Annotated in this window: 12 protein-coding genes; 6 read left to right on the top strand and 6 right to left on the bottom strand. The window is 60.0% G+C overall.

Annotation, left to right across the window (positions count from 1 at the left end):
• Nucleotides 1–25: 25 nt before the first annotated feature.
• Nucleotides 26–736 carry a phosphatase PAP2 family protein gene (locus AACX78_RS05725; RefSeq protein WP_159165629.1) on the bottom strand — a complete coding sequence of 237 codons (711 nt, stop codon included), beginning with the start codon at nt 734–736 and terminating at the stop codon, nt 26–28.
• Between the two features lie 210 nt (nt 737–946).
• Between AACX78_RS05725 and AACX78_RS05720 the strand changes: the two genes are divergently transcribed.
• The gene (locus tag AACX78_RS05720; RefSeq protein WP_017411649.1) at nt 947–1,474 is read left to right on the top strand and encodes a DUF2937 family protein; all 528 of its coding nucleotides are present in this window, start codon (nt 947–949) and stop codon (nt 1,472–1,474) included.
• Nucleotides 1,475–1,557: 83 nt separating this feature from the next.
• Here AACX78_RS05720 and AACX78_RS05715 read toward each other — a convergent pair whose 3' ends face one another.
• Nucleotides 1,558–3,138 (bottom strand): DUF3369 domain-containing protein, encoded by a 1,581-nt coding sequence (locus AACX78_RS05715; protein ID WP_159165628.1) that lies wholly within the window; start codon nt 3,136–3,138, stop codon nt 1,558–1,560.
• A 124-nt stretch (nt 3,139–3,262) separates the two neighbouring features.
• Nucleotides 3,263–4,144, bottom strand: coding sequence for a LysR family transcriptional regulator (locus AACX78_RS05710; RefSeq protein ID WP_005313161.1), 882 nt, complete (start codon nt 4,142–4,144; stop codon nt 3,263–3,265).
• Nucleotides 4,145–4,302: 158 nt separating this feature from the next.
• Here AACX78_RS05710 and AACX78_RS05705 point away from each other — a divergent pair, with 158 nt between their 5' ends.
• Both AACX78_RS05705 and AACX78_RS05700 read left to right on the top strand, forming a co-directional pair.
• Nucleotides 4,303–4,707 carry an SMR family transporter gene (locus AACX78_RS05705; RefSeq protein WP_063639046.1) on the top strand — a complete coding sequence of 135 codons (405 nt, stop codon included), beginning with the start codon at nt 4,303–4,305 and terminating at the stop codon, nt 4,705–4,707.
• The gene (locus tag AACX78_RS05700) at nt 4,704–5,024 is read left to right on the top strand and encodes an SMR family transporter (RefSeq protein WP_058395897.1); all 321 of its coding nucleotides are present in this window, start codon (nt 4,704–4,706) and stop codon (nt 5,022–5,024) included. Before AACX78_RS05705 ends, AACX78_RS05700 begins: the two co-directional genes overlap by 4 nt.
• A gap of 83 nt (nt 5,025–5,107) precedes the next feature.
• Here the strand turns inward: AACX78_RS05700 and gloA2 are convergent, their stop codons facing one another.
• The 3 genes from gloA2 to hrpB all read right to left on the bottom strand — a co-directional run bounded on the left by gloA2 (nt 5,108) and on the right by hrpB (nt 10,486).
• Nucleotides 5,108–5,506: an SMU1112c/YaeR family gloxylase I-like metalloprotein gene (gene gloA2 / locus AACX78_RS05695; RefSeq protein ID WP_159165627.1), complete on the bottom strand. Its 399-nt coding sequence runs from the start codon at nt 5,504–5,506 to the stop codon at nt 5,108–5,110.
• A 45-nt stretch (nt 5,507–5,551) separates the two neighbouring features.
• The gene (gene mrcB, locus AACX78_RS05690) at nt 5,552–7,867 is read right to left on the bottom strand and encodes a penicillin-binding protein 1B (protein WP_159165626.1); all 2,316 of its coding nucleotides are present in this window, start codon (nt 7,865–7,867) and stop codon (nt 5,552–5,554) included.
• 153 nt (nt 7,868–8,020) lie between these two features.
• A complete protein-coding gene (gene hrpB, locus AACX78_RS05685) occupies nt 8,021–10,486 on the bottom strand; it encodes an ATP-dependent helicase HrpB (RefSeq protein WP_159165625.1) in 2,466 nt (821 codons plus the stop codon).
• A 230-nt stretch (nt 10,487–10,716) separates the two neighbouring features.
• Between hrpB and thpR the strand changes: the two genes are divergently transcribed.
• From thpR to dksA, 3 genes are all read left to right on the top strand, one after another.
• A complete protein-coding gene (thpR, locus tag AACX78_RS05680; protein ID WP_201302792.1) occupies nt 10,717–11,244 on the top strand; it encodes an RNA 2',3'-cyclic phosphodiesterase in 528 nt (175 codons plus the stop codon).
• Nucleotides 11,245–11,290: 46 nt separating this feature from the next.
• Nucleotides 11,291–12,034, top strand: coding sequence for a DNA/RNA nuclease SfsA (sfsA, locus tag AACX78_RS05675; RefSeq protein ID WP_111587954.1), 744 nt, complete (start codon nt 11,291–11,293; stop codon nt 12,032–12,034).
• 119 nt (nt 12,035–12,153) lie between these two features.
• Nucleotides 12,154–12,603: an RNA polymerase-binding protein DksA gene (gene dksA, locus AACX78_RS05670; protein ID WP_005313182.1), complete on the top strand. Its 450-nt coding sequence runs from the start codon at nt 12,154–12,156 to the stop codon at nt 12,601–12,603.
• The last annotated feature ends 78 nt before the right edge of the window (nt 12,604–12,681 follow it).

The raw sequence follows: 12,681 nt of genomic DNA, 5'->3' as shown, positions 1-12,681 counted from the left end.
GTAAACCGACCTTCTTTTTTTGATATTAATCGGACGGATGCCCGGTACTGCGCCGTCGTGGCCCAAGAGGCAGCCGGGAGGCAAGCCAGCCGATCAGCGCATCCGACAGCCCCGTCAGCAACAACAAGGGCAGACAGATCAGAGTCAGCCCCAAGGCGCCAACATAGACATCCGTCAGCCAGTGGGCACCAGACAAAATACGGGGCGCCGAGAACAGCGGCACCATCAAGATGGCCAGCACACCTGCCCAGCGTGGCAGATAACGCAGGGCGAAACCGGCAAAGATCATCAAAAACAGGGCATGATCGCCGGGAAAGCTGTCGCTGGAGGAATCCTTGGTCGGGATCGCGCTGAGCTGGGTGACTCGCAGTGCATCCGCAACGGTCAGGGTCGGACTGGGACGACTGACCGGCAGCAGGTGACCAAACTGGTTGATAACCAGGGCCCCCAACAACATGACGATCCCCATGGCGACAAGGCGACGACGATCTCCATCCTCAGAACGGAAGAAGCACATCGCCAGGATGAGCCCCATGCAGCCCAATACGAGCAGGTCAAACAGACGATTATTGGTCACGGCCACCACATCGGCCCACAACGAAGACTGGCCCAGCCAGCCATTGACCAGATGAAAGACGGCAAGATCCCACTGATCCCAGGGGCCATGGGCAGGCAAGGCGGCCCAACTGATGGCAATGAGGCCCCCAATCAAATAGCACGGCACGAACTTGCTCATGCAGACTCTCCTCTCCCGGAAAAAACGCGGCATTCTAGAACATAATGGGCGCGATTTGAATCCTTAACATTGGAGAGGGGATAACCGGACAAGGCGCTATTACAACCGGGCTGTGAAGCCGCCATATCGACACAAGGTCCACTGGATGACGGAACACTACCTTGGTCAGAACCAGGCTTGCGGCTAGTATGAGAGCTCTTTTTTAACGAGATGATGAGGAATATGCGCAGCTACCTTCGCATTATGCTGTTTGCCCTGGGTTTATTGGCCGGCGTTCAGGTACCGGGTCTGATCGACCTCTATTACCAGCGGCTGGATGCGCGCCTGCAACAGGCCAACCTCAGCCTGGTGCCATTTCAGGGCACGGCGGATCAGCACTTCAACGGCGATCTGACCGCCCTGGTCAACCACTATCGCACCAACCCGGACCCCGTATTCGCCCGGGATGCCGTCAGTCTGCAACACCTGGTGAGCCAGCAGCAGATGCTGTTGCAGGAGAGTGCTTTCAAGGATCATCCCTGGTATCAGCAGCTGACACACCTGCTGCTGCGCGCCGATCCCCAACTTTGGCAAGATACCCTGCAAAACTACAGCTATCTGGTGCCGCTCAAACAGTCCGCCATCATCTGTGGCATGTCGGTGGGGTTCATCGCGGCCTTGCTGGGAGACCTGCTGCTCGGCCTCATACTGTTGCCGTTTCGAAAGCGCCAACCGAGATCGCGCCATGCCCTGCGCTAGCTGCAACCTATAAAAATCGCTACAGAGACCAAAGCAGAAGGGGCCTGATGGCCCCTTCTGCTTTTTCGCCAGCCCTGTCACGCTCACAACTCGTATGGCAATCGCGACTCCGTCACCAGCCGATTGAGCGCCTGGACCACATGAGGATCGAACTGACTGCCGGAGCGGGACTGGATATATTCCATGGTCTGCGCCAGCGACCAGGGCTCCTTGTAGGGCCGCTTGCTGAGCAGAGCATCAAACACATCGACCACGGCCACGATACGGGCCGACAGCGGGATCTGCTGGCCGGCCAGCTGCTCCGGGTAGCCCTTGCCATCGAAGTGCTCGTGATGACCACGGGCAATCTCGGCCCCCAGCGACAGGTAGCTGGTGCCTTCCACCATCTCGCCCGCCTTGTGCAATATGCTGGCCCCTATGTCTGCATGCTGCTCCATGATGACCCGCTCATCCGGCTCGAACCGGCCAGGCTTGTGCAGAATGTGGTCCGGTGTACCGACCTTGCCGACATCGTGCAATATGCTGGCCATGCCGATCATGTCGACAAAGCCGGGAGTCAGTTCATTGGGGTAAGCACCCGCCTGCTGCATCTCGGCCACTATGGCATCGGAGAGTTTCTGTACTCGCAGCACATGTTCACCGGTATCAGAATCACGAAACTCCGCCAGCGCAGCGAGCGCCACCACTGTTGCCTCCTGGGCACGCAGCAGCTGGTTGTAGAGATAGAGGTTGTCGTAAGCAGCTGAAATCCGCTGGCAAAATATATCCAGCAGATCGCACTCCAGAGGATCGAGAGGTTGGGTCGGCGTGAAATTGAGCACGAACTCGCGACCATTCTGGGCCGCGATATAGAGGGCATCTTGCGGGTGCTCAAAGCGGTTTCGACGGTTGGCCAGCGCACTCATCACAGAGTCGTTCAAAGCAGGAAATGCAGCAAGGGATACACCATTGAGCAGAGATTCATAGTCACCTGTGGCCGCCAGCACTTCCAGTTCCTGAGAATCGGGCCTGCGCTCGACGCAGATGGCCCCTTCAGTGCCGACATCCAGAATGGCGCTGATCTGTTTCAGTACGCCGGAGGCAAATTCCCGCAGGGAGTGCAGATGATAGAGATCCCCCGCACCTTCCAGGATCTTGCCAAGCCCCTGGCGACTCTTGTCGATGGCGCAGAGGGTCTCGTAGGAGCGTAAAGACGCTATGACAGTGGTGAAAAGCTTCTGCACTGTCAGCTCAGTCTTGGTCTTGTAGTCGTTGATGTCGTAATCGAGGATCACCCGCTGCTCAGGGGCCTGACCGGGCTGGCCGGTGCGCAGCACTATGCGCACTAGGCTGTTGTGCATCTCGTTGCGGATCTGGTGTACCAGTCGTAGACCGGCATCTTCGGTCTCCATCACCACATCCAGCAAGATGAGGGCGATACGTGGATTGGCCAGCAGCATTTGGGCCGCTTCGGCGCCACTGTAGGCATTGAGCAGTTCGAGGGGGCGGGACTTGTATTGAATGTTGGAAAGCGCCAATCGGGTAGCATGATGAATGTCAGGTTCATCGTCCACGATCAGCACTTTCCAGGGGTTGATCGCCTTGACCACCACGGCCTCATCATCATCCAGCTCTATGATGTCGTCATCCAGCCAGATTTCGTCCTTGTCTTGGGCACTGCTCATATCGTTCACGCCTCCAGGCGCTGCATGAGTGTATTGACAGTATGTACCATCAGGCCGTGTTGGATCACAAGAACCCGCTGCGTTCTCCCCCTCGCCAAGGCCAGAAGGCATGACGCTTGCCAGCTTATTCAAAAGGTTCAAGGTAGGCCTGAATCGCCTTCTTCAACCACGCCAGTACCTTGCCATGATAGGCGTTTTCCGACAGATAGACGCCGTAGTCACGCCATTGCAGACTGAATTTGTGCTTCAGGGTCAATAATTCCCCCTGCCGCAGCTGGCTCTGGATCAAGGGAGAAGGCAGCACGGCCCACCCCAGTCCATCCAGCACAGCATCCCGCATCAGTTCGAAGCTCGACAGACCTATATGTTGACCCCCTATGGGGAGCAGGCTCTTGACCGAAAATTCGTCCACGTAGGAGAGGGTGACCTGAGTATGGCCGGTCAAATCCTGCTGCAATACCCGCTTCAGACTGGCCAGCGGGTGGCTCGGCGCTACCACCATCAGGGTGCGGATAGGATTGAGCACATCGATATTGAGGCCACTGCGCTCCTGCTCCTCCGTGATGAGACCGAAGGCGGCATCGACAAACCCCTCTTCCACCAGCGCTGGCAGTTCAGGGGGAGAAGCCAGCACCAGTGAGATACTGGTGCCGGGAAACTGGCGGCGCAGCGCCCCCAGCATGTCGCGCCACACCAGCTCGGGAATGGCATCATCCCGCGCCACCCGCAGCGCCACCTCGGCACCGGAGGCATAGTGCTCGCACTTGAGCTTGAGGCTGTTGGCAGCCTGCAACAGCCGCTTGCAATCATCCAGCACCAGCTCACCGATCTCGGTCAATCGACTCTGGTTGGCCCCCCGTTCAAAAAGTTCGACGCCAAGCTCTACCTCCAGCGCCGCAATCGCCGTGCTGACCGCACTGCGACTTTTGCCAAGACGACGAGCCGTGTTGGCAATGGAGCCACTGTTAGCTGATTCGACAAAGAGTTGTATCTGATAAAGCTTCATGACAACGGGCTGATGGCAGAATATCCGATGTTCACATTACCTCGCCTCCGTTTGGCAAGGCAAACCATTAGCGTCTGAATAATCGACGCTCAGCGATTCCTGACTCAAGTATCACTAGGGTTATCCTCTCATCCGTCTTAGCCACAGAAGGAAATTTTATGTTACTCAGTCGAATGCTGTTAGCCCGAATATTTTTGACGGCAGCCATTTTCACCGAGGTCGCGGGCACCTCAAGCATGGCCATGATCCCCGCCAATGATGCCGGCTGGATCAACTATCTGCCGATGTGGATCCTGATCACCGTCTCTTACATGTTGTTGGCCAAAGCCGCCAAAACAATCTCCATTGGTATTGCGTTTGCCCTGTGGGAAGGACTGGGGATCGGCTTGATCACCATCATCTCCATCCTGTTTCTGGGCTATGACCTCAACACTCAGGAGTTGATCGGTCTGGCATTGGCAATAGTGGGTATTGTTATGGTGACAATGGGTGAGACCCATGATGATCCGGCACCCCGTCGCCGCAGACCCATTGCCCCCGTCAAGATTGAAGGTGCGGTATGAGCCCGATAGTCATCATACTCGGCGCCGCCCTGCTGGATATTGGCGCCAACATGGCGATCAATCGCTCGGTGGGCTTTCGTCACAAGGGTTGGGGTTTCTTCGGTATTCTGCTGGTGCTCTGCGCCTTCACCCTGCTCTCCGAAGCCGTGGGTACCGGCAAGATTGACCTTGCTGTCGCTTATGCCACCTGGGGTGCCATCGGCATTCTCGGTACGGCGCTTGGTGGCTTGCTGCTGTTTGGCGAGCGCCTCAAGCCCATCGGCTGGGTCGGCATAGTGGTCATGGCTGTCGCAGTGGCGCTGCTGACCACGGCTTGATGAACTTGACCCCACAATGAAGAAAGCCGCCCGGTCACAGACCGGGCGGCTTTTTTACTGGTAGCGACGGCATCACAGAAACGCTAGCTCACCTCGTACAGCTCCAGCGGCAGACCGTCCGGGTCGGCGAAAAAGGTAAAGCGCTTGCCGGTCAATTCATCCACCCGCACCGGCTCCACCTCTATCTGATGATGCTGCAAATGCCGCACGACCCTGTCCAGGTCGCTCACCCTGAACGCCAGATGGCGCAGGCCGCAGGCCTCCGGGCGTGAGGGACGCTCAGGGGGGGCCGGAAAGCTGAACAGCTCCAGCTGACTGCCATCGGGTAGCCCCAAGTCCAGCTTCCAGGATTGGCGCGCCTTACGCAGGGTTTCAGCAATGATGGGCAGTCCCAACACCTGGTGATAGAAGTGACGCGAGCGGTCGTAGTCGCTGGCGATGATGGCCACATGGTGGATGGCGTCAAACAATGGAAAAGACATGAGGACTCCAGTCACACGGGCAGCCTGCGCTGCCCGTTTCATCTATCAGTTGAAGAAACCACCGAACCAATCATCCAGTGCGCTGCGGGGCGACGGGCTGCTGCAGCTCATGGGCTCGGCCAGCCCGGCCAGCTTGGCAGGCACCTGCAGGCTGCCCGGGCAATCACTGGCCACTCTGGCCCCGCTGGCGCGGGAGAAGTTGGCCCAGCTCACCCCTTGCGGCATCTTGATGGCAAGGCTGTTGACGCCACGCTGACCCATGTAACCGCTAAACAGTTGCAGGGCGCCGTTGGAACCTGTCAGCCCCGCCGGTGTGTTGTCGTCACGCCCCACCCAGACACTGACCAGCTCGTTGTTGTCCAGCCCTGCAAACCAGGAGTCACGCAGCTCGTTGGTGGTGCCTGTCTTGCCCGCCATGGTGGCACCGGGGAACTTGGCGTTGAGTGAGCGGGCCGTGCCCTGGCTCACCGTCTTGGTCATGGCAAACAGGGTGAGCCAGCTGGCCTGCTCGTCCGTGACCCGCTTGGCGGTCTGATCATGCTGATAGAGAGTACTGCCATCGCTGTTGACCACGGCGCGGATGGCCGACAAGGGCTGGGTCATCCCCTGGTTGGCGATGGGCAGATACATCTGGTTCACCTCCATGGGGGAGAGCGCCACAGCACCCAACACCAGCGACGGATAGGGCTGGATCTCCTGCTCTACCCCCAGCTTGTGCAATGTGTCCACCACCTTCTCCAGCCCCACTTGCAGACCCAGATTGACGGTCGGCACGTTGAGGGAGCTGGCCAGCGCATCCATCAAGGGCACGCTCTGGCGGAACTTGCGATCATAGTTCTGCGGTGTCCAGAGCTGGCCATCCTTGCCACGGATGCGGATCGGTTGGTCCTTGAGCGGACTCGCCAACGTCAGGCCGTTGGAGAGGCCGGTCAGATAGACGGCAGGCTTGACCAGAGAGCCAATCTGTCGGCGGGCATCCACCGCCCGGTTGAAACCGGCGTAGCGCGGATCCCGGCCACCCACCAGTGCAACCACTTCACCCTTGTGCCAGTCGGAGACCACCATGGCCGCCTCCAGCTTCTTCTTGCCACGCTGCTTCTCGATGAGCGCCAGTCCCGATGCGACCGCCTGCTCGGCGGCATGCTGGGCGATGGGATCCAGGCTGGTGAAGATCTTGAGGCCGGACTGCTTGAGCAGATCAGGCCCGAAACGGCTCTGGATCTCGCGCTTGAGCAGGCCCATGAAGGCCGGGGTGCGGCCATAGCTCATCTGGCCACGGGTAATGATGCCGAGCGGCTGCTTGCTGGCCAGCTCGTACTCTGCCGCTTGCAGGCTGCCGTGATCCATCAGCAGCTTGAGCACCAGGTCACGACGGGCTTTGGCCCGCTCCGGGAAGCGCCAGGGATCGTAATAGGAGGGTCCCTTCACCAGCCCCACCAGCAGGGCGACCTGATCGATGTCCAGCTCGTTGACCGGAATGCCGAAGTAGAAGTAGGAGGCGAGCCCGAAGCCATACACCCCCTGGGAGAAGTTCTGCCCCAGATAGACCTCGTTGAGATAGGCCTCCAGGATCTCGTCCTTGCTGTAGCGGTAGTCAATCAGCACCGCCATGTAAGCTTCCTGCAGTTTGCGCCACAGGCTGCGTTCGCGGGTCAGGAAGAAGTTCTTGGCCAGCTGCTGAGTCAGGGTACTGCCCCCTTGCACGGTACGACCGGCCAGCACGTTGGCCACCATGGCACGCATGATGGCCACCGGCGAGACGCCGCCATGCTGGTAAAAGTCGCGATCCTCAGTGGTCAGCAGCGTGATGAGCAGGCTGTCCGGCACCTCGGCGATGCGCACCAGCAGACGATCTTCCCGATCCTCGGTATTGAGGCGATCGAGCAGTACCGGGTCCATCTGGGCATAACCGAGTTGACGCTGGTTCTCCAGCGACTGGATCCCCTCCAGGCGAGCGCCACTGAAGGTAAGGCGCAGGCCACGGGCACCATCGGCGCCGTCATGGAAGGCGAATGGACGGCGGATGAGCTCGATACGATTGCCACTCACGGCGTACTCGCCCGGAGTATGGGGCTGGCGCACCTGCTTGTAGCTCAGCATGTTGAGCTCGCGCAGCATCTGGGCCTGGGAGAGGCGCTGGCTGGGATAGAGCTCCAGCGGACGACTGTAAACCATCACCGGCAGTTGCCACTTCTCCCCGTCAAAGCGCTCGCGCACCTTGGTATCGAGATAGATGCCAAATACCACCATGAAGGCCGCCACCACCAGGGAGAGCTTGAAGCCAAGCCAGAACAGCTTGCGCCAGATGGTGCGTTTGGGCGCCACCTTCTTGGGGGTGCGCTTGCGTCGTTGCGTTGCCATGAATCCTCTTTGCTATTCGTTATATCGCCATCGCGGGCATGATTACCGGTCGACCCATGCCGTCGACCCGACGAAAACCAAGGCTTTCGTCCCTGAACTCGTTTTTACTCTGTTGTCAGGCCCCTGATATGGCTCTGACCTTAATGGGAGAGGTTAATCCTGCAATCCCATCTTCTTCTTGGTGACTCTGGTTGGCATGGCTTCCAGCGGGTTATCCGGCCAGTAGTGACGAGGATAACGCCCCTTCATCTCTTTTTTTACCAAGGCGTAGGAGCCTGCCCAGAAGGCGGCGAGATCGGCGGTGATCTGCAGCGGCCGCTGGGCCGGGGAGAGCAACTCCACCACCAGCACCACCCGTCCATCGGCCACGCACGGGGTAGTGCCTTGCCCGAACATCTCCTGAATACGCACCGGGATCACTGGCGCCTGGCCCGGCTGATAACGGATGCGTACCCGGCTGCCGGTCGGTGCCGTGAAATGGCTCGGCAACGCCTCATCCAGCCGTTTGGGCAGCGGCCAGGACAGGGATTGACGCAGCACGTCGCAGAGATTGAGCCTTTTTAGCTGCTCCAGCCGGGTCATGCCACTCACCGCAGACAGCAACCACTCCTCGAGGCCCGCCAGCAGGCTTTCGTCGTCCATGGCAGGCCAGCCATCATCCGGCAGCCAGTCGCGGGCGCAACGCAATCGGGCCAGCAGCCCTTCACTCTGCTCATCCCAGGGCAACACATGCAGCCCCTTGCGACGTATGCCCTGCAGCAAACAGCGCCCCTTCTGTTCATCGGAGAGATCCGTCAGCGGCCGCTGGCTCAGCACCAGCTCGCCGATCACCTGCTGGCGCTCGGCCCGCACCCGCTCCTCCCGCTCGTCCCAGTCGAACCACTGGCGCTCGCTTACCAGCTCAGGCAGCTGGCGCGCCAGCTCGTCCAGCTCCACCGGCTCGGCGATGAAGATGCGGCTGCCACGATCGTTTTGCCCCATCTCGATGGCGATCAGGGCCCCTTGTCCTTGGCATGGATGACCTTCTACCAGATCGCAGCTCACCCCACCACTGAGTTGATAGCGGCTGCCACTGCGCAACTTGCCGATCCGATCCGGCCAGGCGAGGGCGCAGAGCAACCCGAGCCACTCCCCCCGGGATTGGCGTTGAGAAGCGTCGGACCTGACACCGAGGCGTTCGAACCAGCGGGCCGCCCCCTGACGCAGGGCGCCCTGTCGGCGATGAAACAGCACGGAGAGGCGCTCCGATCCTCGTAGATCTTCTTCCAGCAGCGCCACCAGGAAAGCCGCATCGGCGACAATCCCTGTCAGACCCTCTGTTTCCAGCTCGCGGGCTCGCAGCAGCATGCGCGCCAACCGGGGGTGTGTGCCGAAGGCCGCCATGGCGCGGCCGGCGGGGGTAAGTTGTTGCTCACCCTCCGGCGTCATGGCGCCTAGGCTGACCAGCAGCCGCTGGGCGCTGGCCACGGCGGCGGCGGGAGGCATGTCCAGCAGTGGCAAGCTTTCTACTTTTGCCCCCCACTGGGCGGCATCCAGCAGCAGACCGGTCAGCTCCTGGGTCAGAATGTCGGGCGGACTCTGCTCGGCGAGCCGCTCTTGCACCTCGCCGCTCCAGAGTCGGTAGCAGACCCCGGGACCGAGACGGCCAGCACGGCCCGTACGCTGGGTGGCAGATGCCCTGGCGATCTGGCGGGTCTCCAGCCGGGTGACGCCGCTTTTCAGATCAAAGCTGGCACGCCGCTCCAATCCGCTGTCGATGACCAAACTGATGCCTTCGATGGTAAGGGAGGTCTCAGCCACATTGGTGGTGAGCACCAGCTTACGCTGCCCCGCAGGGGCCGGCTCGATGGCGGCCTGCTGGGCTGCCATGTCAAGGCGACCATAGAGGGGAGCCAGGCGCACGTCATCCGGCAAGCGCCCCTCCAGCCATTGCGCCAGCCGTTCTATCTCCCCCTGGCCTGGCAAGAATACCAGAGCACTGCCGGTATGGCTGGCCAGCGCTTCCAGCACCACTGCGCCCACCTGAGGATCCAGCCACTGCTGACGGTTGGCGGGACGGTAGTGGTAGTCGATGGGAAAGCCGCGCCCTTCGGAGCGGATGACGGGAGCATGGGGTAACAGACTCTCGAGCGCCATGCCATCCAGGGTGGCGGACATGATGAGCAGCTTGAGATCATCCCGCAGCCCCTGCTGGCTCTCGATGGCAAACGCCAGCGCGGTATCCGCATGCAGGCTGCGCTCGTGGAACTCATCGAAAATGACCAGGGAGATGCCGCTGAGCTCGGGATCCTGCTGCAACATCCGGGTCAGCACCCCCTCGGTGACAATCTCGAGTCGGGTCCGGGCGCTGGTACGACTCTCGCCCCGGACCCGCAAGCCGATGCGCTCCCCGACTTTCTCCCCCAACTGGCGAGCCAGGAAGCTGGCGATATTGCGCGCCGCCAGCCGACGGGGCTCCAGCATTATGATGCGACCGGGCAGCCGGTTCTGGCGCACCAGCTCCAGCGGCAGCAGAGTTGACTTGCCCGCGCCGGGAGGGGCCTGCAGGATCACGCTGGCATGGGCATCGATGGCGGCAAACAGCGCTGGCAGCACCGAAACAATGGGGAGTTGGGACAAAGCGGCAAACACCTTACGTTAGCGACCTTAAAACGGCGCCCATTCTGCCATAGCATTCGCGGCCACCGTGAGCAGATGTCGCCGGCACAGGCGACGGCAAGATGATCATCATGGCCGTCATCCCACTCGAACCATAGATATAAACGGGATAACAGGATGGCGAGACATGGCAGCGATGGCTGCCATAGAATGGCGCCATGTTATGAGCGTAAAAAGGCATCCTCACCAAGATGGCCAAACTTTTCTTTGCCCTGCCCCTGCAACAGCTCGCCCCCGAGCTCATCGACTGGCGTGATCAGCGCCCCTGGCCCGGCCAACCTGTGCCTGAAGCAAACCTCCACCTGACGCTGGCCTTTCTGGGTGAAGCAGATCAAGTCACCACTGCCCGCCTGATGGCCGCCGCCGAACGTCAGCACTGTCCACCCCTTGCCATCACCCTCGATGAAACCGGCTGGTTCAGCCGCGCCAAGGCCGCCTGGGTGGCCCCCAAAGCATGGCCCAACGAGCTCAATGTACTGGCTAGGGCCTTGCGCCGTCACGGCGAAAAGCTGGGGCTGGGCAATGGGGAACAGGGTTACCGCCCTCATGTGACCCTGTCACGCAAGGCGGGCGAGGCCCCCGCAGATCTGCCAGCACCTGACTTTGTGTTGCAGGCAGACCACTTCTGCCTCTATCAATCGGTCACGACGCCGGACGGGGTTCGCTATGAACCGCTCGCCTGCTGGCCCCTGCGCGCCAGAGAGAAGATGGCGTCATGACAGTCGATCGCCCTCGCTTCCTGCCTATAAAAGAGAGAACCGCACCATGATCTTCGATCCTCCCCTGCAGTCCGGGCAGCTTATCTCCCGCTACAAGCGCTTCCTGACCGATGTGCGGCTCGACAATGGCGAGGTGATCACAATTCACTGCGCCAATACCGGCGCCATGACCGGCTGCGCAGACCCTGGTACCCGGGTCTGGTACTCCACCTCCGACAACCCCAAGCGCAAGCTGCCCCACAGCTGGGAGATCGCCGAGAGCCCGGCGGGCCACTTTATTTGCGTCAACACGGCGCGCGCCAACCAGATAGCCCGCGAGCTTATCGAACAAGGGGCACTGGCTCCGCTCACCGGTTATGCAAGGCTGCGCACCGAGGTGAAATATGGCGAAGAGAACAGTCGCATCGACCTGCTGCTGGAAGATGACGGCAAGCCGGATTGCTACATAGAGGTCAAGTCGGTAACCCTGCTCGATGAGCGGGAGCAGCCCGGCATGGGCTACTTTCCCGATGCGGTCACTGCCCGCGGTGCCAAGCACTTGCGTGAATTGATGGTCATGAAGGCAGCAGGTCACAGAGCCGTGCTGTTATTTATGGTTTTACACTCCGGAATCGTGAGAATGCGCCCTGCAGCACACATAGATCCGCACTATAGTCTGCTTATTGAGCAAGCAATGACGGCAGGGGTTGAAATTTTATGCTATCGACCCCATGTTGGGGTGCAGAGCATGGTGGCCCAAGATTTTATCCCGTTTGAATCTTGTCACCTGCTACCCGAGGGCAGCGAATAAATGTAGGTGTGGGTAACATAATTGGTACGGCTTGTTTGCCTACGCGTTACCCTTCTGCTATAGATGTCGCCCTCAATTTATGGATGGCACGGGTAGCGTGCTGAATTAGGAGACAGGGCATGCCAACAGGCGAAAACAGGAAATCTCTGGGCCCCCTGGCCGTTGCGGGTGTGGCGCCTTACCAGGAAAAACCGGGTGAGGAGTACATGAATGACCAACAAAAGGCACATTTTCGCAAGATCCTGGGAGCCTGGCGCAATCAACTGATGCAGGAAGTTGACCGCACCGTTGACCATATGAAGGATGAGGCAGCCAACTTTCCGGATCCCGTGGATCGTGCCGCGCAGGAAGAAGAGTTCGCTCTTGAACTGCGTACCCGCGACCGTGAGCGCAAGCTGATCAAGAAGATCGAAAAGACCTTGGTGCTGCTCGAAGACGATGACTTCGGTTACTGCGAACACTGCGGTATCGAGATCGGCATCCGTCGTCTGGAAGCCCGTCCGACAGCCGACCTCTGTGTCGACTGCAAGACACTCGCTGAAATCAAGGAAAAACAGATGGCCGGTTGATACCGACCACTGGCATAACTGAAAAAAGGGAGCTTGCATGCTCCCTTTTTTTATTGAGCTTTTCGCTGGTGCGTCCCA

It is taken from the genome of Aeromonas sp. 9A (assembly GCF_963900955.1).
GTDB classification, from domain to species: domain Bacteria; phylum Pseudomonadota; class Gammaproteobacteria; order Enterobacterales; family Aeromonadaceae; genus Aeromonas; species Aeromonas salmonicida.
The sequence above is the reverse complement of the archived record's forward strand: the minus strand, read 5'-3'. Positions and strand labels throughout refer to the sequence as shown.